The sequence below is a fragment of the Streptomyces sp. NPDC111507 genome, assembly GCF_055638955.1.
In genome coordinates this window covers 297,758-322,486 of record NZ_JBVKBU010000009.1, presented here as the reverse complement: position 1 = coordinate 322,486, position 24,729 = coordinate 297,758, and the positions used below count along the sequence as shown (strand labels likewise).

The 24,729-nt window shown below is 67.1% G+C and carries 23 protein-coding genes; 12 read left to right on the top strand and 11 right to left on the bottom strand.

Annotation, left to right across the window (positions count from 1 at the left end):
- Positions 1-459: 459 nt before the first annotated feature.
- Positions 460-1,092 (bottom strand): HAD family hydrolase, encoded by a 633-nt coding sequence (locus ACZ7M2_RS32760; RefSeq protein WP_471598368.1) that lies wholly within the window; start codon positions 1,090-1,092, stop codon positions 460-462.
- A 179-nt stretch (positions 1,093-1,271) separates the two neighbouring features.
- Here ACZ7M2_RS32760 and ACZ7M2_RS32755 point away from each other — a divergent pair, with 179 nt between their 5' ends.
- Positions 1,272-2,138, top strand: coding sequence for a GNAT family N-acetyltransferase (locus ACZ7M2_RS32755; RefSeq protein ID WP_471598367.1), 867 nt, complete (start codon positions 1,272-1,274; stop codon positions 2,136-2,138).
- 109 nt (positions 2,139-2,247) lie between these two features.
- On the opposite strand, the gene ACZ7M2_RS32750 is transcribed toward ACZ7M2_RS32755, so the two are convergent.
- Positions 2,248-2,670 (bottom strand): GlcG/HbpS family heme-binding protein, encoded by a 423-nt coding sequence (locus tag ACZ7M2_RS32750; RefSeq protein ID WP_471598366.1) that lies wholly within the window; start codon positions 2,668-2,670, stop codon positions 2,248-2,250.
- Positions 2,671-2,764: 94 nt separating this feature from the next.
- On the bottom strand, positions 2,765-3,973 hold the full coding sequence (locus tag ACZ7M2_RS32745) for an MFS transporter (protein WP_471598365.1): 1,209 nt from the start codon (positions 3,971-3,973) through the stop codon (positions 2,765-2,767).
- A gap of 141 nt (positions 3,974-4,114) precedes the next feature.
- Between ACZ7M2_RS32745 and ACZ7M2_RS32740 the strand changes: the two genes are divergently transcribed.
- Both ACZ7M2_RS32740 and ACZ7M2_RS32735 read left to right on the top strand, forming a co-directional pair.
- Positions 4,115-4,573 (top strand): MarR family winged helix-turn-helix transcriptional regulator, encoded by a 459-nt coding sequence (locus ACZ7M2_RS32740; protein WP_060901667.1) that lies wholly within the window; start codon positions 4,115-4,117, stop codon positions 4,571-4,573.
- Positions 4,574-4,644: 71 nt separating this feature from the next.
- Positions 4,645-5,097 carry a GNAT family N-acetyltransferase gene (locus ACZ7M2_RS32735; protein ID WP_352052902.1) on the top strand — a complete coding sequence of 151 codons (453 nt, stop codon included), beginning with the start codon at positions 4,645-4,647 and terminating at the stop codon, positions 5,095-5,097.
- 58 nt (positions 5,098-5,155) lie between these two features.
- On the opposite strand, the gene ACZ7M2_RS32730 is transcribed toward ACZ7M2_RS32735, so the two are convergent.
- Together ACZ7M2_RS32730 and dnaB are read right to left on the bottom strand one after the other, a co-directional pair.
- Positions 5,156-6,541 (bottom strand): serine hydrolase domain-containing protein, encoded by a 1,386-nt coding sequence (locus ACZ7M2_RS32730; RefSeq protein ID WP_471598364.1) that lies wholly within the window; start codon positions 6,539-6,541, stop codon positions 5,156-5,158.
- A 93-nt stretch (positions 6,542-6,634) separates the two neighbouring features.
- Positions 6,635-8,110 (bottom strand): replicative DNA helicase, encoded by a 1,476-nt coding sequence (dnaB, locus tag ACZ7M2_RS32725; protein WP_054236456.1) that lies wholly within the window; start codon positions 8,108-8,110, stop codon positions 6,635-6,637.
- A 459-nt stretch (positions 8,111-8,569) separates the two neighbouring features.
- Between dnaB and ACZ7M2_RS32720 the strand changes: the two genes are divergently transcribed.
- A complete protein-coding gene (locus ACZ7M2_RS32720; protein ID WP_471598363.1) occupies positions 8,570-9,907 on the top strand; it encodes an MATE family efflux transporter in 1,338 nt (445 codons plus the stop codon).
- 260 nt (positions 9,908-10,167) lie between these two features.
- Here the strand turns inward: ACZ7M2_RS32720 and rplI are convergent, their stop codons facing one another.
- The 4 genes from rplI to rpsF form a co-directional block, all read right to left on the bottom strand.
- Positions 10,168-10,614 (bottom strand): 50S ribosomal protein L9, encoded by a 447-nt coding sequence (rplI, locus tag ACZ7M2_RS32715; RefSeq protein ID WP_054236454.1) that lies wholly within the window; start codon positions 10,612-10,614, stop codon positions 10,168-10,170.
- Positions 10,615-10,632: 18 nt separating this feature from the next.
- Positions 10,633-10,869, bottom strand: coding sequence for a 30S ribosomal protein S18 (gene rpsR, locus ACZ7M2_RS32710; RefSeq protein ID WP_003949403.1), 237 nt, complete (start codon positions 10,867-10,869; stop codon positions 10,633-10,635).
- Between the two features lie 57 nt (positions 10,870-10,926).
- Positions 10,927-11,526, bottom strand: a complete 600-nt coding sequence (locus ACZ7M2_RS32705) for a single-stranded DNA-binding protein (protein ID WP_403700167.1) — start codon at positions 11,524-11,526, stop codon at positions 10,927-10,929.
- 77 nt (positions 11,527-11,603) lie between these two features.
- Complete coding sequence (gene rpsF, locus ACZ7M2_RS32700) at positions 11,604-11,894, bottom strand: 30S ribosomal protein S6 (protein ID WP_004950685.1); 291 nt, start codon at positions 11,892-11,894, stop codon at positions 11,604-11,606.
- A gap of 312 nt (positions 11,895-12,206) precedes the next feature.
- Between rpsF and ACZ7M2_RS32695 the strand changes: the two genes are divergently transcribed.
- From ACZ7M2_RS32695 to ACZ7M2_RS32685, 3 genes are all read left to right on the top strand, one after another.
- A complete protein-coding gene (locus ACZ7M2_RS32695; protein WP_054236452.1) occupies positions 12,207-12,518 on the top strand; it encodes a hypothetical protein in 312 nt (103 codons plus the stop codon).
- A gap of 238 nt (positions 12,519-12,756) precedes the next feature.
- Positions 12,757-13,878, top strand: coding sequence for a peptidoglycan bridge formation glycyltransferase FemX (gene femX / locus ACZ7M2_RS32690; RefSeq protein WP_266432684.1), 1,122 nt, complete (start codon positions 12,757-12,759; stop codon positions 13,876-13,878).
- 147 nt (positions 13,879-14,025) lie between these two features.
- On the top strand, positions 14,026-15,057 hold the full coding sequence (locus tag ACZ7M2_RS32685) for an alanine racemase (RefSeq protein ID WP_067376727.1): 1,032 nt from the start codon (positions 14,026-14,028) through the stop codon (positions 15,055-15,057).
- A 114-nt stretch (positions 15,058-15,171) separates the two neighbouring features.
- On the opposite strand, the gene ACZ7M2_RS32680 is transcribed toward ACZ7M2_RS32685, so the two are convergent.
- Together ACZ7M2_RS32680 and ACZ7M2_RS32675 are read right to left on the bottom strand one after the other, a co-directional pair.
- Entirely contained in the window at positions 15,172-16,683 is a 1,512-nt protein-coding gene (locus ACZ7M2_RS32680) for a glycosyltransferase family 87 protein (RefSeq protein WP_471598362.1), read from the bottom strand.
- A gap of 106 nt (positions 16,684-16,789) precedes the next feature.
- Complete coding sequence (locus ACZ7M2_RS32675) at positions 16,790-19,405, bottom strand: transglycosylase domain-containing protein (RefSeq protein WP_471598361.1); 2,616 nt, start codon at positions 19,403-19,405, stop codon at positions 16,790-16,792.
- 374 nt (positions 19,406-19,779) lie between these two features.
- Between ACZ7M2_RS32675 and ACZ7M2_RS32670 the strand changes: the two genes are divergently transcribed.
- The 5 genes from ACZ7M2_RS32670 (at position 19,780) to ACZ7M2_RS32650 (ending at position 24,698) form a co-directional block, all read left to right on the top strand.
- Entirely contained in the window at positions 19,780-20,511 is a 732-nt protein-coding gene (locus ACZ7M2_RS32670; RefSeq protein WP_355311544.1) for a PadR family transcriptional regulator, read from the top strand.
- Between the two features lie 44 nt (positions 20,512-20,555).
- On the top strand, positions 20,556-21,638 hold the full coding sequence (locus tag ACZ7M2_RS32665; protein ID WP_067376714.1) for an inositol-3-phosphate synthase: 1,083 nt from the start codon (positions 20,556-20,558) through the stop codon (positions 21,636-21,638).
- 124 nt (positions 21,639-21,762) lie between these two features.
- Positions 21,763-23,025, top strand: coding sequence for an MFS transporter (locus ACZ7M2_RS32660; RefSeq protein ID WP_471598360.1), 1,263 nt, complete (start codon positions 21,763-21,765; stop codon positions 23,023-23,025).
- 112 nt (positions 23,026-23,137) lie between these two features.
- On the top strand, positions 23,138-23,644 hold the full coding sequence (locus ACZ7M2_RS32655) for an LppU/SCO3897 family protein (RefSeq protein ID WP_471598359.1): 507 nt from the start codon (positions 23,138-23,140) through the stop codon (positions 23,642-23,644).
- Between the two features lie 265 nt (positions 23,645-23,909).
- Positions 23,910-24,698: a hypothetical protein gene (locus tag ACZ7M2_RS32650; RefSeq protein WP_471598358.1), complete on the top strand. Its 789-nt coding sequence runs from the start codon at positions 23,910-23,912 to the stop codon at positions 24,696-24,698.
- Positions 24,699-24,729 lie beyond the last annotated feature (31 nt).

Here is a 24,729-nt window from a genome sequence, read left to right as displayed (position 1 = left end):
GAAGTGCCGTTGTCGGCCGACGTGGTGGTCGGAGCGTCCATGGTGTGCCTCGCCTCGAACATCTTTCGGTCGGTCTGCGCACTTCCGCGGTCGGAAGATGCCTACTTTCCCCCGTAGACGACTTGCTTTCCTGCCCCGTTCAGTCCCCACCGGCCAATGCGGCCACATTCAACCCGGATTCCCACTCTGTACGGACAAGTAAGCCAAGAATGTGACATTGGCCGCACTACCCTCACTGCAGCATCCCACTCCGAGTCAACACCCGGCCGCATAACGGAAAATACGGGTCTTCGATCTCTCCGTCCCGTTACGCTGCATTGGCCTGCGTTCGCGCCCCATGAGACGTGCGTACATCACGATGGACGCGAACCGGAGTCGACCATACCGGCAGCCGCCCCACAAACAAGTACCCCCCGCCTTCCGCCCGAAGAGGCGGTGCCCCACTCTCAACTGCCTTAATTACAAGGTGCGTCGGACCAATTCATAGGCATCCCACAGGTCCCGTCCCACGTAGGAGTGCGTGGCAAGGCCTGCCAGATGCCGATCCGCATTGACGGCGACGGAGACCGGCACCGTCTCGAACAGGTCCTTGTCGGACAGCGAGTCGCCGTAGGCAACACAATCGGCCCACATCACCCCGAATTCTTCACAGAGCCGGTCCGCGATCTGCACCTTCGCCGCGGCACTGAGAACGCCCGCGAGATCAACGGGCTCGCTGAACGGCAGAGCGGGAAAACGCGAACCGTATGCCGCATGCGCACCCCACGCCATCAATCGCTCGACGAAGAACGAGGGCGAGAGGGAGACGACAGCGCAGTAGTCGCCGTTGCCTCTGATCTCCGCCCAGACGTCCTCGATGCCGGACAGCGACGGCGCGCCCTCAAAGGCCGCCGCCACATGTTCCTCCCTGAGATCCGCCCACAAGGCGTGCACCTGTACGGCGTACTCCGGCGGACCGATCCGTCCTGCCGAGATCGCTTGGTCAAGCGCGACAGTCTCGGCCTCCAGACCGATCTGCCGCGAGATCTCCTGGGGCGCGGAACTCCCGTACAGCAACGTTCCGTCAAGGTCGAAGAGGTGAAGTCGTGGCATGGAGCCCGAGGCTAGCGGCCCGAGCACCTTTCGCTGTTTCACGTGAAACATCTGTCCGTGCGCTGTGGGAAGCGACGCTGCCTCCATGCCCTCACCCGGGACATGACATCGCCAAAAGCGCATAGATCCCTGGGCAAACAGGTGGACGTCAGGGGTGTATGTCAGACAGCCTGACCTGCGTGTCGACACCTTCCCCCGCCCTTCTGCCCATCCGCCGACTGACGCCTCGCGACCTCACCGCCTGCGCCGATTTGTCAGAGAACCGGGGGTGGCCCCGTGAGGAACACAAGTGGGGTCTGCTCCTCACCGCCGGGACGGGCTACGGCATCGACGACCCCGACGGCGGTCTCGTCACCGCCTGCGTCGTGACCAAGTACGGAACGCCGAAGAGGCTTGAACTGGGAGCGATCGGAATGGTGCTGGTCGCCGAGCGGCATGCCCGCCAGGGTGTCGGCCGACGCCTGATGCGGCATGTCGTGGCAGAGATGGGCACCACCCCGCTGACCCTGCACGCGACTCCTTATGGCCGACCGCTCTACGAGGAGTTGGGCTTCAAGGTCACAGGCCGCGCCGAGATGGTCCGTGGACACTTCGTTCCTGACGGGCCGGACCCGAAGGTGTCCACGCGCCCGGCCACCGCCGAGGACCTCGCCACGATTCTTCGGCTCGACGCCGAGGTCTTCGGCTCCGACCGCACCCATGTGATCACGCGGCTGCCCGCCTTCTCCGACCAATTGCGTGTCGCCGTGGAGAACGGCCGGATCATCGGCTACGCGGCGGCCTGGCCCAACATGGACACCCATGTGGTGGGTCCACTGATCGCCCGTGACACCGAAACGGCGAAGGCACTCATCGCCTCACTCGCCGCCCACACCGACCGCCCGCTGCGCACCGACATCGACGTACGGCACGAAAGGCTGCTGTCCTGGGCGAAGGAGCACGGCCTGGAACCCACGAGCTTCAACGCAGTCATGACGTACGGGATCAAGGAGCTGCCCGGGGACTGGACGCGACGCTTCGCTCCGCTCACGGTGGCGGCAGGGTGAGAGCCGCCGGGGTGCAGCCGCATCCACCGCCCGGAGAACCACTCACCGCGTAGAGAAGCGCCGGTCCCCGTCGTCTGTGGGGGACCGGCGCCTGTCTACGGGGGTGCGGTCAGACGAGCTTCTCCACCGCCGCGACGGCGAAGTCGTGGTCCTGGTCGGGCGCTCCGCCACCGACCCCGATCGCCCCGATCAGACGACCGTCGCGACGGACCGGAACACCGCCCGCGATGAACAGGAGCGGACGGTCGAGCGCGGTGGGCAGGGTGTGGAAGAGGCCGCCGGGCTGGACGGCGTCAACCAGTTCCCTGGTGGCGGAGTCCAGCTGGAGGGCCGTGTAGGCCTTACGTGTGCTGGTCTCGCCGGAAATCAGTACGGCGCGGTCGTCGCGCCGGAAGGCGAGCAGATGGCCGCCCGCGTCGAGGACGGTGACGCTGACCGTGACTCCGGCGGCCTCGGCGGCACGGCGGGCCGCAGAGACGAGAACCTCGGCGTCCTGGATGGTCAGCGGAGCAACGGCGACGGTGGTGGTCATGAGGGACTTTCTCCTTGAGATGCTGTCGGGCGTGGCCGATCAGGGTGGTGGGCTCAGCCGTGAGGGGCCGGCTGCTACTCGGTGGCTCAGTAGCTCAGAGGTGGACGGCGGTCCGCTGCTCGGTGGGCGCGCTCGCGGCGGCGACGGTGTCGGCCGCATCGGCTCGGCGCTCCAGGGCTGCCGAGACGACGGCGAGAACCAGAGCTCCCGCGGCGAGCGCCGCACCGACCCAGTTGGGGGCGGTGTAACCGAGGCCGGCTGCGATGACGAGGCCACCGAGCCAGGCCGAGAGGGCGTTGCCGAGGTTGAAGGCACCGATGTTCACCGCTGAGGCCAGGGTGGGGGCACCGTGCGCCTGGTCGAGGACGCGCTTCTGCAGCGGCGGCACGGTCGCGAACCCGAGGGCGCCGATCAGCGCGATCGTCAAGGCCGCCAGGATCTTGTTGTGCGCAGCCACCGTGAACAGGGCGAGCACGATGGCGAGGCCGCCCAGAGACACGTACAGCATCGGCATCAGGGCGCGGTCGGCGAACCTGCCGCCGATGAGGTTTCCGGCGACCATGCCGAGGCCGAAGAGGACCAGCAGCCAGGTGACGGACGTGTCGGCGAAGCCGGCGACGTGGGTCATCATCGGCGCGATGTAGGTGATGGCCGCAAAGACACCTCCGAAGCCGAGCACGGTCATCGCCATGGCCAGCAGGACCTGGACGTTCTTGAAGGCGGCGAGCTCGTGGCGGAGATGCACACCCTCGGGCTTCGGCATCTCGGGGACCAGCTTGGCGATACCGAGCAGACCGATCACTCCGAGCGCGGCGACTCCGGCGAAGGTGAACCGCCAGCCCGCGGACTGCCCGATCAACGTACCCAGGGGGACACCGACCACATTGGCGATGGTGAGACCGCTGAACATCATGGCGATCGCACCGGCCTTCTTCTCCGGCGCGACAAGCTCGGCGGCGACGACCGATCCGATACCGAAGAACGCGCCGTGGGCGAGAGAGGCGACAACTCGGCCCGCCAGCATCAGCCCGAAGGCCGGAGCGACGGCGGAGAGCAGGTTGCCGACGACGAACAACCCCATCAGCAGCATCAACATCCGTTTGCGGGACACCTTCGTTCCGAGCGCGGTCATGATCGGGGCGCCGATCACCACACCGAGGGCATAGCCGGTCACCAACAGTCCGGCCGTGGGGATGGAGACACCGAAGTCACCGGCGACCTCAGGCAGCACACCCATGATCACGAACTCGGTGGTTCCGATTCCGAAGGCCCCGATCGCGAGGGCCAGAAGCGCGAGAGGCATGGTGGGGACACCTTCCCAAACGATTGCAGGAGCGCTTTGCGTGCGTTCACAATAGTTGCATACGCGGGCTAAGTGCAAGCGCGGACTATTGCGCTCGTGCTCTACCCTGGTGTCAGCCGCTCCGGGACGGAGGAACACGCCATGACAGCCACGGACCCCGCGCTCACCGCCCTTGCTCAGGGGTGGTGCGCCCTCTCCCTGCTGCACGGGAGGATCGAGGCCCACATCGAGCGCGCCCTGCAGACCAAGCACGACCTCAGCGTGAGGGAGTACTCCCTGCTCGACGTGCTCAGTCGGCAGCACGACGGTGAGGGTGGTCACTTGCAGATGAAGCAGGTCGCGGACGCGGTCGTGCTCAGTCAGAGCGCCACCACACGGCTCGTCACCCGGCTCGAGGACCGTGGTCTGCTTGCCCGCTATCTGTGCCCGACCGACCGCCGTGGCATCTACACGAATGTCAGCGAGGCCGGGCTCAAGCTCCTCGAAGAGGCACGGCCCACCAACGACACCGCCCTGCGCGAGGCGCTCGACGAAGCGGCCAAGTCCCCCGAACTGGCCCCACTGGTCCGCGTCGTGGAATCGGCGAGCGTGTCCGCATAGGCAGGGACGGCCTCCCGCCCCTCCGCCGGGTGTCCACACAGCCCGAACGAGTGCCTGGATACGCTGTGACCATGGGAGATCTTGAGATTCGACCGGCCGTTTCGGACGATGTCCCCGCCATCGTCGCGATGCTCGCCGATGATCCGCTCGGCGCCCAGCGGGAGTCACCCGATGACCTGACCCCCTACCTGGCCGCGCTCGAGCGGCTGAGCGCCGACCCGAATCAGCACCTGGTGGTCGCGGTGCGCGAGGGACGCGTCGTCGGCACCCTGCAGCTCACGGTCCTTCCCGGGCTGTCCCGCAAGGGCTCGACCCGCTCCCTCATCGAGGGCGTGCGCATCCACTCCGACGAGCGCGGCAGCGGTCTCGGCACCCGGTTCATCGAGTGGGCGATCGAGGAATCCCGGCGCCAGGGATGCCAGTTGGTCGAGCTGACCTCCGACGCCACCCGCACCGACGCCCACCGCTTCTACGAACGGCTCGGCTTCACGGCCTCACACGTGGGCTTCAAGCTGGCGCTCTGAGCCACCTGTGTGCGCCGGGTGTCTGTTTCACGTGAAACAGACACCCGCATGACAGCGGCTACTTAATCCCTCGCCAGCCCTCGGGGTCCACTCCGCCCGGCACAGGAGCGCCCTCGTCGTACGGCTCACGCGTGAAGACGAACGAACCGAGGTCGAGGTGGCTCAGGGCCCCGTCCGGGCGCCGTACGGCCCGTAGCGGCTCCCCCGTGTAGTAGCCGTCGAGTCCCGTCCAGGTCCCGTCCTCGTTCGCCCGGAAGCGCGACCCGCGTCCACCCCCTGCCAGCGGGACCAGCTCGACCATGCCGTCGGCCCTCAGACGAAACGCGCACGCCTGGGTGCCCCAGTACCAGGGGCCGGCCAACTCCAGGACGGACTGATCGACGTCGGCGGCCGGACGCCATGGGTCGGGAATGCGCGGCTCGGCCTCGGCGACGATCCGTACGAGATCGGCGGCCACGGTCAGCGCCCGCGGACCGGAGGTGCAGTTGGACAGCACCACCGCCGCCACGTCGTCCTCCACACCGATCGCGAGCGCCGCAAGGAAGCCGGGCAGAGACCCCGAGTGACCCACCAGGATCCGGCCCGACCGATGCAGCACCTGCAGTCCCAACCCGTAGGAGTCTCCCGAGGCGAGCTGGTCGGCTTCCAAGGGGGCCGCGGGCGTACGCATCTCCCGTAGGGACTCCACGCTGAGCACCGCCGCGTGCCCCGTGGCCAGGAAGACGGCGAACCGCGCCAAGTCTCCTGTGGTGGACCACAGTTGCCCGGCGGGAGCCATCCGGCCGAGGTCCTCGGCGGGCTCCGGCATCATGACGTCCGCCCACGGATGCACGGCCCAGCCCCCCGCATGGGGTGCCTGCGGCTGCCCGCTCGTACGGTGCAGGCCCAGCGGGTCGAGCACCTCACGCCGCAGGACCTCTTCCCAGGGGACTCCCCGCAGTTCCTCGATCAGTGCGCCCAGCAGGGTGTAGCCGGGGTTCGAGTAGTGATGCAGCCGCCCGGCCGGATGCAGGAAGGGCTGCTCACCGAGCACGTCCGAGAGCTCGGGGCGCAGCGAACCGGGTGTCCGTTCCCACCAGGGGCCGGGCGTCTCGGCCGCCAGCCCGGCGGTGTGCGCGAGGAGTTGGGCGATGGTGGCCTCCCCCGCGCCGGTGCCCGGAAGATGCTTCTCCAGCGGGTCGCCCAAGTCGAGCAGCCCCTCGTCGCGCAGCCGCAGCACCAGCACGGCCGTGAAGGTCTTGGTGATCGAACCGATCCGGTACTGCACGTTCTCGTCCGGCCCGTGCCCGTCCACCGAGGTGCGCGACCCGTGCCACACCGGCTCCCCGCCCCGGACGACCGCCGCGACCAGTGACGGCGCCCGCCCCTCGGCCTGAGCGACGGCGATGCGGTGCAACAGAGCCCGGCGCGTGCCGGGAAGGAGCTTTTCCTGGGATGTCGTCATGCCCTCAGTCCACCCGGCCCGGCACCGCACGTCGAGTGCATTTCCCCGAAGACCGGGCGCATGTCTTCCGCACCGCGCCCAGGGGGGGGTGGATCAGGTCTGTGCCATGTCCACGAAACGCGAGTAGTGGCCCTGGAAGGCCACGGTGATCGTGGCCGTCGGGCCGTTACGGTGCTTGCCGACGATGATGTCCGCCTCGCCCGCGCGCGGTGACTCCTTCTCGTAGGCATCCTCGCGGTGCAGCAGGATCACCATGTCCGCGTCCTGCTCGATCGATCCGGATTCACGCAGGTCGGACACCATGGGCTTCTTGTCCGTGCGCTGTTCGGGACCACGGTTGAGCTGCGACAGCGCGATCACCGGCAGCTCCAGCTCCTTGGCCAGCAGCTTCAGGTTTCGCGACATGTCGGAGACCTCCTGCTGCCGACTCTCGGACCGTTTACCGCCCGACTGCATCAGTTGCAGATAGTCGATGACGACGAGCTTCAGATCGGCGCGCTGCTTGAGGCGCCGGCACTTGGCGCGGATCTCCATCATGGACAGGTTCGGGGAGTCGTCGATGTAGAGCGGCGCGGCCGAGACGTCGGGCATCCGGCGCGCGAGTCGCGTCCAGTCCTCGTCGGTCATCGTGCCGGATCGCATGTGGTGCAGGGCCACGCGTGCTTCGGCTGACAGCAGGCGCATCGCGATCTCGTTGCGCCCCATTTCGAGCGAGAAGATCACGCTGGGCATGTTGTGCTTGATCGAACAGGCCCGCGCGAAGTCCAGCGCCAGCGTCGACTTACCCATGGCGGGACGAGCCGCGATGATGATCATCTGGCCCGGGTGCAGACCGTTCGTGAGCGAGTCGAGGTCGGTGAAGCCGGTCGGCACACCGGTCATCTCCCCCGATCGTGAACCGATCGCCTCGATCTCGTCGAGCGCACCCTCCATGATGTCGCCCAGCGGCAGGTAGTCCTCGGTGGTGCGCTGCTCGGTGACCGCGTAGATCTCGGCCTGGGCGGTGTTGACGATCTCGTCCACGTCGCCGTCGGCCGCGTATCCCATCTGTGTGATGCGCGTGCCGGCCTCGACCAGGCGGCGCAGGACCGCGCGCTCATGGACGATCTCCGCGTAGTACTCGGCGTTCGCCGCCGTGGGGACCGTCTGGACGAGGGTGTGCAGATACGAGGCACCACCGACCTTGGTGATCTCACCCCGCTTGGTGAGCTCGGCCGCGACCGTGATCGGGTCGGCCGGCTCGCCCTTCGCGTACAGATCGAGGATCGCGGTGTAGATGGTCTCGTGCGCGGGCCGGTAGAAGTCGTGGCCCTTGATGACCTCGACGACGTCGGCGATGGCGTCCTTGGACAGGAGCATGCCACCGAGAACGGACTGCTCCGCGTCGAGGTCCTGGGGAGGCACGCGCTCGAAGGAAGATCCTCCGCCTTCCCACGGCCCGTTGTCCCGGTCGCGGTCGTGCTGTTCGTCGCGGCCCCGACCACCCTCGCGGCCTCGGCGGGAAGCGGGCAGACGATCACTGGGACCGCTGTCGGCCCACGGGTCGTCCAAGGGCTCGGAAATACTCACCGAGCCACCTCCTCCCGTCCGCCGAGCGGACCTAACCGTGCCCCTCATTTCTACGGCACGGCACTGACAAATAAGAGGCCCAACTCCGGTTCTGACGTGTCGGTTTTGCGAGGCTTCCGAGGGCAGAAAAGAGGGCGGGCGACGCACCACGTTAGGCCCGCGGGCACCGTCAGCCAATCTGGTTATCCACAGGCCATGTGGACGACGGCCCCGATGCTGTGGAGAACTCCACAAAACCTGTGCACGACCCGGTGGACAGGCCTGTGAACAAGCCCTCAACCACTCGAAAGAAACCGCTCTGACCTGCTCTTTAACCATCCACCGGCTGTGCAGAAGAAAAACTTTCCCGGTCAGACCAAGATCGCTGCAAACGGTACGCGGCGACACGCCCGACAAGCGCATAGGTAATGGGCACTATCACGTTGCATCTCTTACCTGTGGAAGATTAGATTGGCGCCCATGACACAGGCTCCCCCGGCACCCGAGGCCGCCCGACACCGGCACGACCGAGAGATCGTCGCGCTGGCCGTTCCGGCCTTCGGCGCACTTGTCGCAGAGCCTCTTTTCGTGATGGCCGACAGCGCCATCGTCGGACACCTCGGCACCGCGCAACTGGCCGGCCTCGGTGTCGCCTCTGCCCTCCTCACGACCGCCGTCAGTGTTTTCGTCTTCCTCGCGTACGCCACCACGGCCGCCGTCGCCCGACGGGTCGGCGCCGGTGATCTGCGGGCCGCTATACGTCAGGGCATGGACGGCATCTGGCTCGCGCTGCTGCTCGGCGCGGTCGTCATAGCCGCGGTCCTGCCCACGGCACCCGCCCTCGTGGAACTCTTCGGCGCCTCGCACACCGCGGCCCCGTACGCGACGACCTACCTGCGCATCTCCTCGCTCGGTATCCCCGCGATGCTCATCGTGCTCGCGTCCACCGGGGTCCTACGCGGACTGCAGGACACGAAGACCCCCCTCTATGTCGGCGTCGGGGGCTTCGTCGCCAACGCCGCGCTCAACGCGGGCCTCGTCTACGGCGCCGGACTGGGTATCGCCGGCTCCGCCTGGGGCACCGTCATCGCCCAGTTCGGTATGGCAGCGGTGTATCTCTTCGTCGTCGTCCGCGGAGCCCGGAAACACGGGGCCTCGCTGCGTCCGGACGGCGCCGGGATACGGGCCTGCGCTCAGGCCGGTGCGCCCCTGCTCGTGCGCACGCTGTCGCTGAGGACGATCCTCATGATCGCCACGGCTGTCGCCGCAGGCCTCGGGGACGCCGACATGGCCGCACACCAGATCATCCTGTCCCTGTGGAGTCTGCTCGCCTTCGCGCTCGACGCGATCGCCATCGCCGGACAGGCCATCATCGGCCGCTATCTCGGTGCGAACGACGCTCAGGGTGCTCGCGAGGCCTGCCGCCGCATGGTCCAGTGGGGCATCGCTTCCGGTGTCGTCCTCGGCCTGCTGGTGATCGCCGCCCGCCCGATCTTCCTCCCCTTGTTCACCAGCGACTCGGCCGTCCAGAACACGGCGCTTCCCGCCCTGGTTCTGGTGGCCGTCTCACAACCGATCAGCGGAGTCGTCTTCGTCCTGGACGGAGTTTTGATGGGCGCGGGAGACGGACCCTACCTGGCGTGGGCCATGCTGCTCACCCTGGCCCTCTTCACTCCCGTCGCGCTGTTGGTGCCCACGCTCGGGGGCGGGCTCACCGCGCTCTGGGGAGCGATGACGCTGATGATGACGGTGAGGATGCTGACCCTGTGGCTGCGCTCCCACTCGGGACGCTGGGTCGTCACGGGCGCGACGCGCTGAACCAGCACACTGGCCGTTTCACGTGAAACAGCCAGTGCGGCCGGCCATCCCGACCTGGCCCTGACCCTCGCCCAGGCCGTCGCCATCGCCATCGCTGTCGTCCTCGCCATCGCGGTCGTCCTCGCCGTCACCCTCAGGCCCGTTTCACGTGAAACACAGAGCAGCTCGCCCTGCTGGACGAACTCGCCTCGGCCGAACGAAGAAGGGCCGTACCCCAGCGGGTACGGCCCTTCTCTCAGCAGCTATGCCGAGCGCAGCGGTCAGGCCGCGACGACCTCGATGTTGACCTTGGCGGCAACCTCGGGGTGCAGACGCACGGACGTCTCGTGGGCGCCCAGAGTCTTGATCGGCGAGCCCAGCTCGATGCGGCGCTTGTCGACCTCGGGGCCACCGGAAGCCTTGATCGCCGAAGCGATGTCGGCCGGGGTGACGGAACCGAAGAGACGACCGGCGTCGCCGGAGCGGACGGCCAGACGGACCTTCACGCCTTCGAGGCGGGCCTTGATCTCGTTGGCCTGCTCGATGGTCGCGATCTCGTGGATCTTGCGAGCACGACGGATCTGCTCGACGTCCTTCTCGCCACCCTTGGTCCAGCGGATCGCAAAGTTCCGCGGGATCAGGTAGTTGCGAGCGTAACCGTCCTTGACGTCGACGACGTCGCCCGCGGCACCGAGGCCGGAGACCTCGTGGGTGAGGATGATCTTCATTAGTCGGTCACCCTTCCCTTATCGCGCGGTGGAGGTGTAGGGCAGCAGCGCCATCTCACGGCTGTTCTTCACGGCCGTGGCGACGTCACGCTGGTGCTGCGTGCAGTTGCCGGTCACGCGGCGGGCACGGATCTTGCCACGGTCGGAAATGAACTTCCGCAGCATGTTCGTGTCCTTGTAGTCCACGTACGTGACCTTGTCCTTGCAGAAAGCGCAGACCTTCTTCTTCGGCTTGCGCACAGGCGGCTTCGCCATGGTGTATCTCCTGTGTGATCAAGAAGTGGGGGTACGGCCCACCCTCGGCCCGAGGGCCTAGAAGGGGGGCTCGTCCGAGTAGCCGCCGCCAGAGCCGCCGGAGCCGCCGGAGTTTCCACCCCAGCCGCCACCGCCGCCGCCCTGGTTGCCACCGGCAGGAGCGCTGGTCGCCCAGGGGTCGTCCGCGGGAGCTCCGCCGCCGCCCTGCTGGCCGCCGCCGGAGCCTCCGCCCCAGCCGCCGCCCTGCTGGCCGCCGCCACCGCCGCCGCCGTAACCGCCCTGGCCACCTCGACCGGTGGTCTTGGTGACCTTGGCCGTGGCGTTCTTCAGGCTGGCGCCGACTTCCTCGACGTCCAGCTCGTAGACCGTGCGCTTGACGCCCTCACGGTCCTCGTAGGACCGCTGCTTCAGCCGGCCCTGCACGATGACGCGCATGCCTCGCTGGAGCGACTCGGCGACGTTCTCCGCCGCCTGACGCCAGACCGAGCAGGTCAGGAACAGGCTCTCGCCGTCCTTCCACTCATTGGTCTGACGGTCGAAGGTGCGGGGAGTGGACGCGACACGGAACTTCGCGACCGCCGCACCGGAAGGGGTGAAGCGCAGCTCGGGGTCGTCGACAAGATTGCCGACGACCGTGATGACGGTCTCGCCTGCCATGGGGGAACCTCTCGGCGGGTTTGCTGCTGGCTGCTAGTGCTGCTACTCGATGCCCGAGATCAGCTGAGCTACAGAGCTCAGTGGGTCTCGGGACGGAGGACCTTGGTCCGGAGGACCGACTCGTTCAGGTTCATCTGGCGGTCGAGCTCCTTGACGACCGCAGGCTCGGCCTGCAGGTCGATGACCGAGTAGATGCCCTCGGGCTTCTTCTTGATCTCGTACGCGAGACGACGACGGCCCCAGGTGTCGACCTTCTCGACCTTTCCGTTGCCCTCACGGACGACGGAGAGGAAGTTCTCGATCAGCGGGGAGACAGCGCGCTCCTCGAGATCGGGGTCGAGGATGACCATCACCTCGTAGTGACGCATGTGGAACCCACCTCCTTTGGACTCAACGGCCACGGCGGTTCCGTGGCAGGAGGGTTGTGATGCGTTCGCAACGGTATCCGCCGCCACTGACAACGCCACTGACAAGAGGACTCCGTCGATGAACCGAGTGATCGGTGAACCGAAGGGGAATCCTTGTCGTGACCTGGCCATGGCCTGGGCAGACACCGGTGCAGAGGGTACAGAGTACCTGCACACCCGCTTCCGGTTGAAATCCGGCCGGGGTCACCGTCAATCTGTACACATCGGGTGTGTATGGCGCTACGATGCGCCGCCTTCCGCAGGAGGTGCCCTATGGCACAGACGCGACCCACCGTTGCCGGCTCTCTGTTCGCGACGGACCACAAACCCCACCCCCTCCAAGACACGCTGCTCGCGGTGACTCTGGTGCTCGGAGTCACCGCTCTCATCACGGCAGCCTTCAACAGCCTGCACCTCATCAGCTCGTGGGCAGGCCTGATCGGGATCATCACCGGCGCCTCCGGGCAGTTCATCTCGGAGACGACCCGGGAACGCTTCGGCCTGATCCTGGGTCTCGGTGCCTCGGCCGTCGGCTTCTTCCTCGGCATGGCGCACGGCGGCCTCTTCGGCGGCATCATCGGCTGAGGCAACCGGACCCGTTCCGCGGGCCGGACAGCCGGACACAACCTGGTCCGGGCGGCCGGAGACACCACCGCCTGCCGATACAGCCGGACACATCACCTCAGAACGTCCTGACCACGCTTCGGTCGGGACGTAGGTTCAGTACGGCCCAGTCGGGGCGCTCCCGGGGCGCAGTAGGCTTCGGCGCGAGAGCCGGAGCCCCTGTACCCATGGGGACACACCAGCCCGAGGAGCGCCCCGAATGAGCCTGACCCTGAGGACCATCAGCCGAGAGCAGCATCTGGCCTACATCCAGAGCCTGCCCGCGGCCAGCCACATGCAGGTTCCGGCATGGGCCGATGTCAAGGCGGAGTGGCGCTCCGAGAGCCTGGGCTGGTTCGACGAGCGGACCGGCGAGATGGTGGGCGCCGGGCTGGTGCTGTACCGCCAGCTGCCCAAGATCAAGCGCTACCTCGCCTACCTCCCCGAGGGCCCGGTCATCAACTGGTACGCGCCGAACCTCGACGAGTGGCTGCAGCCGATGCTCGCGCACCTCAAGCAGCAGGGCGCCTTCTCCGTGAAGATGGGCCCGCCGGTGATCATCCGGCGCTGGGAGGCCACGTCCATCAAGGGCGGCATCCAGAACCCGGACGTGAAGCGCCTGCGCGACATCGAGGCGGACTTCATCGAACCGCGCGCGTTCGAGGTCGCCGACAAGCTGCGCCGCATGGGCTGGCAGCAGGGTGAGGACGGCGGCGCCGGCTTCGGCGACGTACAGCCCCGCTACGTCTTCCAGGTGCCGCTGGCCAACCGCTCCCTGGAAGAGGTCCACAAGAACTTCAACCAGCTGTGGCGGCGCAACATCAAGAAGGCCGAGAAGGAGGGGGTCGAGGTCGTCCAGGGCGGCTACCACGACCTCGAGGAGTGGCAGCGGCTGTACGAGATCACGGCGATCCGCGACCATTTCCGGCCGCGCCCGCTGTCGTACTTCCAGCGCATGTGGTCGGCCCTCAACACCGAGGACCCCAACCGGATGCGGCTCTACTTCGCCCGGCGCGACGGCGTGAACCTGTCCGCGGCCACGATGCTGGTCGTCGGCGGGCACGTCTGGTATTCGTACGGCGCATCGGACAACATCGGGCGTGAGTTCCGGCCCTCGAACGCGATGCAGTGGCGGATGCTGCGCGACTCGTACGCCCTGGGTGCGACCGTCTACGACCTGCGCGGCATCTCCGACTCGCTGGACGAGACGGACCACCTCTTCGGTCTGATCCAGTTCAAGGTGGGCACGGGCGGGCAGGCCGCCGAGTACCTCGGCGAGTGGGACTTCCCGCTCAACAAGCTGCTCCACAAGGCGCTCGACATCTACATGTCACGCCGCTGAGCCCGTACGCGTCGCGCCGCTGAGCCGACCCGGAGCGCATGCCGAGCCGCCCATCCGGCCCGGCGTGGCCCCGTCGGTCCGGCGGATCCGCCACAATTTCCCTACCTCTGATTCACCGCAGCCACGAGAAAGGTTCCGGGACCGGCCATGGCGCTCACGCTCTACGTCGACACCGCGCGCTGGCGGGCACACCACAAGCAGGTGTCCGAGCAGTTTCCGGGGCTCGTCCCCGTCTGCAAGGGCAACGGCTACGGCTTCGGCCACGAGCGGCTCGCCGACGAGGCCACCCGCCTCGGCTCGGACATCCTGGCCGTCGGCACCACGTACGAGGCCGCCCGGATCAAGGACTGGTTCGGCGGCGATCTGCTGGTCCTGACGCCGTTCAGGCGGGGCGAGGAGCCCGTACCGCTGCCCGACCGTGTCATCCGCTCGGTGTCGTCCATCGACGGCGTGTACGGCCTCGTGGGCGCCCGTGTCGTCATCGAGGTGATGTCCTCGATGAAGCGGCACGGTGTCAGCGAGCAGGATCTGCCGCATCTGCACTCCGCCATAGAGAACGTCCGGCTGGAGGGCTTCGCCATCCACCTGCCGCTGGACCGCACCGACGGCTCGGACGCCGTCGAGGAGGTCATCGGCTGGATGGACCGTCTGCGCGCGGCCCGGCTGCCGCTGCACACGATGTTCGTCAGCCACCTCAAGGCCGATGAGCTCGCACGGCTGCAGCAGCAGTTCCCGCAGACCCGTTTCCGCGCCCGTATCGGCACCCGGCTGTGGCTGGGGGACCACGACGCGACCGAGTACCGCGGAGCCGTCCTGGACGTCACCCGTGTCTCCAAGGGCGACCGCTTCGGCTACCGCCAGCAGAAGACGGCCTCCGACGGCTGGCTCGTCGTCGTGGCGGGCGGTACGTCACACGGAGTGGGCCTGGAGGCCCCGAAGGCTCTGCACGGCGTCATGCCGCGCGCCAAGGGCGTCGCCCGGGCCGGCCTGGCGACGGTCAACCGGAACCTTTCTCCGTTCGTGTGGGCCGGCAAGCAGCGCTGGTTCGCCGAGCCGCCGCACATGCAGGTGTCGATCCTCTTCGTGCCGTCGGACGCCACGGAGCCGCGGGTCGGCGACGAGCTGGTGGCCCATCTGCGGCACACCACCACGCAGTTCGACCGCATCGTGGAGCGCTGATCCCGGGACACGGACACCTGTCTCTGCCCTCCGGGGAGCAGCAAAAAGGCCGTACACACGTACCGTGTACGGCCTTTCGCGTTGCTCGTCAGAGCCGGGCCGAGCCCTGTTCGCTCAGAGCGAACTGTCCTCTCGGGCCGACCCCTCGCCGTTGCCGCCCCATTCCACCTGAGGCCCGTCGAAGTACGCCGCGTGCCGCGCTGGATGGGCCGCCGCGCCGAGCACGAAGACATCCTCCGCGCCGTCCAGGACGCCTCCCGAAGGATCGTCCTCGCCCGCCCTGCGCACGACGTCACGCTCCGGCATGAGGATGTCGCGTACGACCACGGCGCACAGGTACAGCGTGCCCAGAAGGTGGGCGGCGATCGCGAACTGGTACCCGTGGGAGGAGAGGCCCTTGTGGGCCTCCCCGCTGGTCGTGTACGCGAGGTACATCCAGATCCCCAGGAAGTACGCGACCTCGCACGCCTGCCAGATCAGGAAGTCCCGCCACTTCGGCCGGGCCAGCGCGGCCAGGGGGATCAGCCACAGCACGTACTGGGGCGAGTAGACCTTGTTGGTGAGGATGAAGGCCGCGACGATCAGGAAGGCCAGCTGGGCGAAGCGGGGGCGGCGCGGGGCGGTGAGCGCGAGCGCGGCCATGGCCACGCAGACGAGCACCATCAGGACCAGCGCCCACGCGTTCGCCGTCTGGTAGCTGATCGGGACCTTCCACCAGGTGGAGATGAACAGAAAGACCGAACCGAAGTCGATCCCCCTGGTCTGGCTGAAGCTGTAGAACTTCGCCCAGCCTTCCGGCGCGAGGTACATCACGGGAAGGTTCACCACGAGCCAGGCTCCGACCGCGCCCATGAGCGCGGTCCCGAACTCCCGCCACTTGCCCGCCCGCCAGCACAGCACGAGCAGCGGTCCCATGAGCAGGAACGGGTAGAACTTGGCGGCCGTGGCGAGCCCGAGCAGGACACCGAAGGCGAGGGAACGGCCACGCGACCACATGAGCATCGCGGCGGCCAGCAGGGCCACCGCGAGGAGGTCCCAGTTGATGGTGGCCGTGAGCGCGAAGGCGGGCGCGAGGGCGACCAGGAGGCCGTCCCAGGGGCGCAGGCGGTGGGTGCGCACGGTGCATACGGCGATGACCGCCGCGCACACCATGAGCATCCCGGCGTTGACCATCCAGTAGATCTGCTCCTGGTGCTGGATGCTGCCGCCGCCCGGCGTGAGCCAGGCCGCGACCTCCATGAACAGACCGGTCAGGACCGGGTACTCGAGGTAGTCCATGTCGCCGGGGAGCTTGTCGAAGTACGGCACGAGCCCGTCGGCGAAACCGCGTCCCTGGTAGAGGTGCGGGATGTCCGAGTAGCACGCGTGCGTGTACTGGGTGCTGGCCCCGAAGAACCAGCCGCTGTCGTAGCAGGGCAGTTTCTGCACCATCCCGAGGGCGAACATGCCGATCGCGACGAGCGCGATCACCCGTACCGGGGTCCACCAGGACGCCCCCAGCAGCGCTCTCCGTCCGATGGGGCCGCCGATCAGCTCGCTTCCGGCCGCGGCGATCTCGTCGTCCTTGGTCGGCCGCACCGGCTCCGGCTCGCGCACGCTCGTTCGCGTCGTCTCTGCACTGGGCATGGCGCACATCCTGCCGTACGCGTCTGAGAATGGCCGCAGGGGCGGTAAGAGAACAGGGGCCGTCAGCCACAGCTGACAGCCCCTGTTCCTCGGGTTACGCGTCTATCTATCCGCCATTTTGTCCGGCGAAGATACCGCCGTTGCCATTACCTCTGGTACTCCCGTTGGTATTGGTGTCCGTCGGCGTGGGTGAGGTGGTTCCGGTCGCACCGCCGGTACTCCCCGCGTCCGTCCCACCGTTGTTCCCACAGTTCCAGCTGAATCTGCCGCAGGTGTCGGTCGGCGAGGCCGTGGGAGAACTGCTGAGGGACGGGCTGGGCGAGTTGCTCAGCGTCGGGCTGGCCGAGGGCGACGGCGTGGTCGACGGGCTCGGACTCGGGCTGGGGCTGGCGTTGAGGATCTCGCCGAGCGGTTCGGCCTTCGGGAAGTCCTCGTGCTTGGAGTTCTTCAGGGCCACGGCCATGTAGTCCTTCCAGACCTGGGCCGGGATGTCACCACCGTGGACGGACGCCACACCGCCGGTGCCGTTCATCGATTCCAGCTTGCTCGTCTTCGGGTCGGACCTGAACAGGGTGACCGCCGTGGACAGCTCCCTGGTGTAGCCGACGAACCACGCCGACTTGTTCTTGTCGGTCGTACCCGTCTTGCCGGCCACGGGGAAGCCCATGTCGGCGACCTTCTTGCCGGTTCCGTTCTGGACCACGTTCTGCAGGACGTCGGTGACGTTGTTCGCCACGTTCTCGTCCATCGCCTCCTGCTTGGCAGGCGGCGTGAACTTCGGGAGCGCCGTGCCGTCCTTGAGCACCTTGGAGACCGAGTACGGCTCGTAGTGCGAGCCCGACGCGGCGAAGGTGCCGTACGCGTCGGCCATGCGAATGGCGCTCGGGGTCGAGGTACCGAGGGAGAAGGAGACGTTGTTGAGGTTTCCCTGGTCGAAGGAGTCCTGCAGGATGCCCATCGACTCCGCGACCTTCCGGGTCTTGGAAAGGCCGACGTCGACGCCCAGCTGCGCGAACGGGGAGTTGATGGACTGCTCCATGGCCTTCTTGAGCGTCACCATCCCCCACGCCTTGGTGCCCTCGTTCTTCTGTCGGAACGGCTTCCCGTCGTTACCCATGATCGGGTCGCCGTTCTGGTCCTTGATCACCAGGAGGTCGTCGCCGTTGTAGCGGGCCATCGGCGAGAGGGCCTGTGGAGTGGTCTTGTACGTTCCGTACTGCATCGCGGTGGCCAGCACGATCGGCTTCCAGGTCGAGCCGACCGGCACGCCCGTCGTGTTGGCGTTGTTGGAGTAGTGGCCCTTGTCGAAGCCGTCGCCCCCGTAGAGCGCGACGATGGCGCCAGTCTTCGGATCGACCGACGCCGCGCCGAACTGCACGTCCTTGTCGGTCGTGGGCCGCGCCTTGGTGTCGAGGAAGCTCTTCTTCGTCGCCTTGACGGCGCTCTCCAGCTCGCCGACCTTCTTCTTGTCGAAGGTCGTGTAGATCCGGTAGCCGCCCTTCTCCAACTGCTCCGGCGTGATGCCGGCCTTCTTCGCCACGTACTCCTTGGCGATGTCGACGAGGTAACCGGTCTGGCCGGACAAGGACGAGGTCTGCTTCTTGGGCATGGGGAATTTGGTGATCTTGCCGCGTTCGGCCTGGGTCATGTTCCCGACCGTGACCTCCCGGTCCAAGATCCATGTCCACCGGTCCTGGACGCGCTTGGTGTTGGCTTCGGGTGAGGCCAGCGCCCCGACACCCCCGTCGGGGTTGTACAGGTTCGGGCCCTTGAGGACGGACGCGAGGAAGACGCACTGCTCGGTGCTGAGCTTGCTGGCGTCCACACCGAAGTAGGCCTGGGCCGCCGCCTGGATCCCGTAGGCGTTGCGCCCGTAGTACGCGGTGTTCAGGTAGCCCGCGAGGATCTCGTCCTTGCTCAGCTTCGAGTTCACCTTGATGGAGATGAAGAGCTCTTTGAACTTGCGCGTGATGGTCTGGTCCTGGCTCAGGTACGTGTTCTTCACGTACTGCTGAGTGATGGTCGAGCCACCCTGCGTCTCGCCGCCCCGGGCCATGTTGACGAAGGCGCGCGCGATGCCCTTCGGGTCGACGCCCCGGTCCTTGTAGAAGGACGCGTTCTCGGCGGAGACCACCGCGTTCTTCATGGCCTTCGGGATCTCCTCCGGCCCCACGATCTGCCGGTTCGTCTGGCCGCCGGTGGCTGCCATCTGAGTGTTGTCGGACCAGTAGAAGACGTTGTTCTGGGCCAGGGCCGTGTCGTTCACGTTCGGGATACCCACCATGGCGTACCCGATGCCTGCCGCGACCAGCAGCCCTCCCATGAAGGTGAGGAACGTGCCCGTCACCAGCTTCCAGGAGGGCAGCCAGCGCCCGGCTCCCGACTTGCCCGCGCGCGGGTAGTCGATGAAACGCTTCTTTACAGGCCCAGAGGCCCGCGCGCGCCCCGGCCCGTCAGGACCGCCACGGCGGCCGCCGGGCCCTGTGGCGTCGGCGCCTCTGCGCCGGCCGCCACCGCTGCTTCTCTGGGCTGCACGCCTGGCTTCGGCGCGACCGTTGTACGGGCGCTCCTCTTCACCTCCCGACTCATAGGAGTCGGAAGGGGACCCGGTGGCTCCTCGCGGTGCCGCACGGCGGCCGGAGGACGGGCCGGTCTGGCCGCGTCGGGCCGCGGCACGTCCGCCGCCCTGTGGCTGCGACGGTTTGCGACGGTGCTCGCTCATCGAACGATTACTCCTCGGGCAGGCGCACCCGTGCGCGCCTGGAAACGGCAGCTGGTTTCCGGTCCCCCCGAAGTACGGATGCGGTCGTTTGCGCATTCACCCGTACTGCACCAGGGACGAGGACGCCCTCAGGCGTCACTCGGTTCCCGGTGGTTTTGCATGGCGCACAGACTACGCACCGTCAAAACACCGCTAATCCTGAAGTTCACCCCAAATCAGGCAACTTGCTTCGTATGAATCGGTGATGTGACGCCGTTCACCATGGTCCCCCTTGTCGCAGACGGGCGGCCGATCTATCGTGCTGATGTATCGAGTCGATACATCAGCTCGGCATAAAGAACGTGCCGAGGAGACCGCGGCAGGGAGGAGGCGATATGAGCCGGCGTTCCGGGATCCTCGAGTTCGCCGTCCTCGGCCTGCTTCGCGAGTCCCCGATGCACGGCTATGAGCTGCGCAAGCGACTCAATACGTCACTGGGTGTGTTCCGTGCGTTCAGCTACGGGACGCTCTACCCCTGCCTCAAGACGCTGGTCACGAGCGGCTGGTTGATCGAGGAATCGGGGAGCACCACCGAGGACGCCCTCGCCGCTCCGCTTGCTGGGCGTCGCGCCAAGATCGTCTATCGGTTGACGGCTGAAGGTAAAGAGCACTTCGAGGAGCTGCTCTCGCAGACGGGGCCCGACGCGTACGAGGACGAGCACTTCGCCGCTCGTTTCGCGTTCTTCGGGCAGACGTCACGCGACGTGCGCATGCGCGTACTGGAGGGCCGCCGCAGTCGGCTCGAGGAGCGACTGGAGAAGATGCGTGCCTCGCTGGCACGCACCAGGGAGCGCCTCGACGACTACACCCTTGAGCTCCAGCGCCACGGAATGGAGTCCGTGGAGCGCGAAGTGCGCTGGCTGAACGAGCTCATCGAGAGCGAGCGAGCAGGACGGGACGTCAAGGATTCCGCCTCCGAAGGCACCTCCCGAGGTGTCCCCGAAGGCAGCTCCCCGGGCGCCTTCGAAGGCTCCGCTCAGCAGAACAGCACATCTGGAGAGACGGGCGGCCTGCCCCGGCACCGGGACCAGTCCCGGCCGGATCCGTCCGACGACACCACCACGTGAGGTCCAGTCGGGGCTTCACCTCGTACACACAGGGAGCAACCGGAATGGGTTCGGTTCGCGTAGCCATCGTCGGCGTGGGCAACTGCGCCGCCTCGCTGGTGCAGGGCGTCGAGTACTACAAGGACGCCGACCCGGCGTCCAAGGTCCCGGGTCTGATGCACGTCCAGTTCGGCGACTACCACGTCGGTGACGTCGAGTTCGTCGCCGCCTTCGACGTCGACGCGAAGAAGGTCGGCCTCGACCTCTCCGACGCCATCGGTGCCAGCGAGAACAACACCATCAAGATCTGCGACGTCCCGAACAAGGGCGTCACGGTTCAGCGCGGCCACACCCTCGACGGTCTCGGCAAGTACTACCGCATGACCATCGAGGAGTCCGCCGAGGCGCCGGTCGACATCGTCCAGATCCTCAAGGACAAGCAGGTCGACGTCCTCGTCTGCTACCTGCCCGTCGGTTCCGAGGACGCGGCGAAGTTCTACGCCCAGTGCGCCATCGACGCCAAGGTCGCCTTCGTCAACGCCCTTCCGGTCTTCATCGCCGGCACCAAGGAGTGGGCGGACAAATTCACCGAGGCGGGCGTCCCGATCGTCGGCGACGACATCAAGTCGCAGGTCGGCGCCACCATCACGCACCGTGTGATGGCGAAGCTGTTCGAGGACCGCGGTGTCCGTCTTGAGCGCACCATGCAGCTCAACGTGGGCGGCAACATGGACTTCAAGAACATGCTGGAGCGCGACCGCCTCGAGTCGAAGAAGATCTCGAAGACGCAGGCCGTCACCTCGCAGATCCCCGACCGCGACATGGGCGAGAAGAACGTCCACATCGGTCCCTCGGACTACGTGGCCTGGCTCGACGACCGCAAGTGGGCGTACGTCCGTCTCGAGGGCCGCGCCTTCGGTGACGTCCCGCTGAACCTGGAGTACAAGCTCGAGGTCTGGGACTCCCCGAACTCCGCGGGTGTCATCATCGACGCCCTGCGCGCCGCGAAGATCGCCAAGGACCGCGGCATCGGCGGCCCGATCCTGTCGGCGTCCTCGTACTTCATGAAGTCCCCGCCGGTCCAGTACTTCGACGACGAGGCCTTCGCCAACGTCGAGAAGTTCATCAAGGGCGAGGTCGAGCGCTAGCAAGACAGGCCTCCGAGCGCCGTCGAGACACGGCGCGGAGCGCCGAGGGGCTTTTCGCTCCTGCCCGTCGAGGGTCCCTGGGTCTTTGACCCGGGGACCCTCCTCGTATGTGAGGCTGTGCCCCATGGCTGTCGTGCGTGACCTGCGCGTCCTCCTGCGCTTCCAGGGCTTCAGACGCCTGCTCGGCGTCCGGTTGCTGTCCCAGGGCGCCGACGGCGTCTACCAGGTCGCGCTCGCCACGTACGTCGTCTTCTCACCGGAGAAGCAGACCTCAGCGGCCTCCATCGCCTCCGCGATGGCGGTACTGCTGCTGCCGTACTCCCTGGTCGGCCCCTTCGCCGGCGTCCTGCTGGACCGCTGGCGGCGCCGCCAGGTCCTCCTGTACGGCAATCTGCTGCGGACCACGCTGGCCTGCGTGACGGCCGTACTGATGCTGAGCCATGTCCCCGACTGGCTCTTCTACGCCTCCGCGCTGTGCGTCACCGCGGTCAACCGGTTCGTCCTCGCGGGCCTCTCGGCCGCCCTGCCCCGAGTCGTCGACTCCCACCGGCTGGTCATGGCCAACGCCCTGTCGCCCACCGCCGGAACACTCGCCGCGACCGCGGGCGGCGGCCTCGCGTTCGTCGTACGACTGGTCGCCTCGGACTCGGACGCGGCGGTCGTCCTCCTCGGTGCGACCCTCTATCTGTGCGCCGCGCTCGCCTCGCTGCGCATCGCACCGGAACTGCTCGGCCCCGATCAGGAATTGGTGCAGCCGAGCTTGCGTACGGCGCTCACCGGCACCGCGCACGGTCTCGCGGCCGGTGTGCGCCATCTCGCCGAGCCCGCGCGGCGGGAGGCGGCCTGGGCGCTCCTGTCGATGACCCTGATGCGCTTTTGCTACGGCGCCCTGACCGTCATGGTGCTGATGCTGTGCCGGTACGCCTGGTCGTCCGACTCCGACGGCGGGCTCGCCCTGCTGGGCCTGGCCGTGGGCATCTCCGGGGCGGGCTTCTTCGTCGCGGCCGTGGTGACGCCCTGGGCGGTGGGACGACTGGGACCCGGCGGCTGGATCGCCGCGTGCGCGGCCGCGGCGGCAGTCCTGGAGCCGGCGCTCGGCCTCCCTTTCGAGGCGGCGCCCATGCTGGCCGCCGCCTTCGTTCTCGGCCTGACCACACAGGGCGCGAAGATCGCCACCGACACGATCGTGCAGTCCTCGGTCGACGACGGTTACCGCGGCCGGATCTTCTCCGTCTACGACGTCCTGTTCAACATCGCCTTTGTCGGCGCGGCCGCAGTAGCCGCCCTGATGCTGCCTCCTGACGGCCGCTCAGCTGTCCTCGTCGTCACGCTGGCCGCGGTCTACGCAGCAATTGCTGTTGCTATGGCCCGCTTTGAGATGCAGTAAGTGTCACATCAGGGCCACAGAGCCTCTCTGGGCTACTGCGTTGTCAGTCGGTCCCGATAACTTACGTGCGTCTTATTCGCGCCACGCGCTTACGTTCTAGGGGGACCCCTAAGTGACCACTCCGCCGCCCCAGGGCCAGAACCCGTTCGCCCAGGGCCAGCAGCCCTACGGACAGCCGCCCCAGGGTCAGGCTCCGTACGGACCGCCGCCGCAGGGGTACCCGCAGCAGCCCGGCCAGCCCGGCTTCCCGCAGCAGGGGCCGATTCCCTACGCTCCGGTCGCACCACAGCGCCCGAAGCGCGGCGTCAAGTGGTACCTGCGCATAGTCCTCGCTGTCGCGGGCCTTAGCGTCATCGTGGGCGGTTTCGTGCTCAACGACGGCGAGGATGCCAAGAAGCTGGCCGTGGGCGACTGCCTGTACAACAAGGGGACCGCGAACGACCCGGACGTCATCCAGGTCGACTGCACCGACGCCAAGGCCACGCACAAGGTCCTCAAGAAGGCGGACGGCGCCTCGCTTCCTTCGCTGACGTGTCAGAACGTCACGGGCACGACGGCGGCGCTGACGTGGAAGGAAACCGGCGAGTCCTTCACGCTGTGCCTCGGGTCCAACAAGTAGCCCCACGGATCTGGATGTACCAAGGGACGGTGTTTCACGTGAAACACCGACAGGCGTCAAATGGTGCCGCATCAGCTCCACGATGCGGCACCGTCATGCGTCCCGCCGCTGCGCGGGCAACAACGAACGCCGGCCGTCGCTCTGAAGAACCTCAAATTCCTTGTTCCAATGGGAAGTTGACTGCGATCGTGTCGTCTCGTGCCGGCGATGACCACGCTGAGCGCAACAGCCAAGAGACCCTTGGTCCAGGAAACGGGGAACCTTCATGAAGACTCGCACCGCCCGCGGAATAGCAGCGGCACTCAGTACCGTCGCCATCCTCACCGCCACCGCATCTCAAGTTTCGGCCGCCGAGGCCACGCAGACTGTGGCCAAGCAAAGCGATCCCGCCGCCACCCCGGCCGCGTACGTCAACTACCTGCGTCACTCTCACGAAGACGGTGCCGCTGATGCCCTCAAGAAGTTCCAGCACCTGACACGGGCCGAGCAGACCAAGTTCATCGGCTACCTTCACGACCCGGCCCTGCTCAAGTCATTCCTCGACAAAACCGCGGACCAGGGCACCCGAATTTCCGCATACTCCAGGAATGCCAGCAGCAAGACGTCGCTGCGCAACGGCGATGTCACCATTGGGCAAGAGAGCGTCATCAGCGGATCTTCCGTCGCCGCGGCGCATCCGCTGCCCAAGGGAAATCACACAGTGACGTACACCACCTATGTGAAGTACTTCGGCATCAAGGTCATAAAGCTCAGCCTGTGGGAGAACTTCCACAGCAATGGGCGGGACATCACCAAGGTGAACTACGCCGATGCTGGCAAGAAGAACCTCAGCGGAGTTATCAACCTTTCCAAGGGCACCCCAAAGAAGGTGCTGAGCGAGTGGGGCTGGTGCCCACGAGGTGGTCACTGCACCAGCGGCCACAACGCTGACGCCTCGGTCGTCTGGGAAGGCTCTGTGGTGTTCAGGGGGAGCGTCTTCCAGGTCGACAAGGAGCAGTGGATGAGGGCCGACGTCTACGGCAAGCTCATTAACTACTCCCTGCAGAACGTGTAGGCCAGGCGGATCAGCACGATGGCTCGCTGAC

Coding starts and splice junctions, on each gene's coding strand:
- ACZ7M2_RS32650 (WP_471598358.1), top strand. CDS start 23,910: ATGAAGACTCGCACCGCCCGCGGAATAGCAGCGGCACTCAGTACCGTC.
- ACZ7M2_RS32695 (WP_054236452.1), top strand. CDS start 12,207: ATGGCACAGACGCGACCCACCGTTGCCGGCTCTCTGTTCGCGACGGAC.
- ACZ7M2_RS32665 (WP_067376714.1), top strand. CDS start 20,556: ATGGGTTCGGTTCGCGTAGCCATCGTCGGCGTGGGCAACTGCGCCGCC.
- ACZ7M2_RS32675 (WP_471598361.1), bottom strand. CDS start 19,405: ATGAGCGAGCACCGTCGCAAACCGTCGCAGCCACAGGGCGGCGGACGT.
- ACZ7M2_RS32740 (WP_060901667.1), top strand. CDS start 4,115: ATGACAGCCACGGACCCCGCGCTCACCGCCCTTGCTCAGGGGTGGTGC.
- ACZ7M2_RS32670 (WP_355311544.1), top strand. CDS start 19,780: ATGAGCCGGCGTTCCGGGATCCTCGAGTTCGCCGTCCTCGGCCTGCTT.
- ACZ7M2_RS32660 (WP_471598360.1), top strand. CDS start 21,763: ATGGCTGTCGTGCGTGACCTGCGCGTCCTCCTGCGCTTCCAGGGCTTC.
- ACZ7M2_RS32750 (WP_471598366.1), bottom strand. CDS start 2,670: ATGACCACCACCGTCGCCGTTGCTCCGCTGACCATCCAGGACGCCGAG.
- ACZ7M2_RS32745 (WP_471598365.1), bottom strand. CDS start 3,973: ATGCCTCTCGCGCTTCTGGCCCTCGCGATCGGGGCCTTCGGAATCGGA.
- rplI (WP_054236454.1), bottom strand. CDS start 10,614: ATGAAGATCATCCTCACCCACGAGGTCTCCGGCCTCGGTGCCGCGGGC.
- ACZ7M2_RS32685 (WP_067376727.1), top strand. CDS start 14,026: ATGGCGCTCACGCTCTACGTCGACACCGCGCGCTGGCGGGCACACCAC.
- ACZ7M2_RS32760 (WP_471598368.1), bottom strand. CDS start 1,092: ATGCCACGACTTCACCTCTTCGACCTTGACGGAACGTTGCTGTACGGG.
- femX (WP_266432684.1), top strand. CDS start 12,757: ATGAGCCTGACCCTGAGGACCATCAGCCGAGAGCAGCATCTGGCCTAC.
- rpsR (WP_003949403.1), bottom strand. CDS start 10,869: ATGGCGAAGCCGCCTGTGCGCAAGCCGAAGAAGAAGGTCTGCGCTTTC.
- ACZ7M2_RS32720 (WP_471598363.1), top strand. CDS start 8,570: ATGACACAGGCTCCCCCGGCACCCGAGGCCGCCCGACACCGGCACGAC.
- ACZ7M2_RS32730 (WP_471598364.1), bottom strand. CDS start 6,541: ATGACGACATCCCAGGAAAAGCTCCTTCCCGGCACGCGCCGGGCTCTG.
- rpsF (WP_004950685.1), bottom strand. CDS start 11,894: ATGCGTCACTACGAGGTGATGGTCATCCTCGACCCCGATCTCGAGGAG.
- ACZ7M2_RS32735 (WP_352052902.1), top strand. CDS start 4,645: ATGGGAGATCTTGAGATTCGACCGGCCGTTTCGGACGATGTCCCCGCC.
- ACZ7M2_RS32705 (WP_403700167.1), bottom strand. CDS start 11,526: ATGGCAGGCGAGACCGTCATCACGGTCGTCGGCAATCTTGTCGACGAC.
- ACZ7M2_RS32680 (WP_471598362.1), bottom strand. CDS start 16,683: ATGCCCAGTGCAGAGACGACGCGAACGAGCGTGCGCGAGCCGGAGCCG.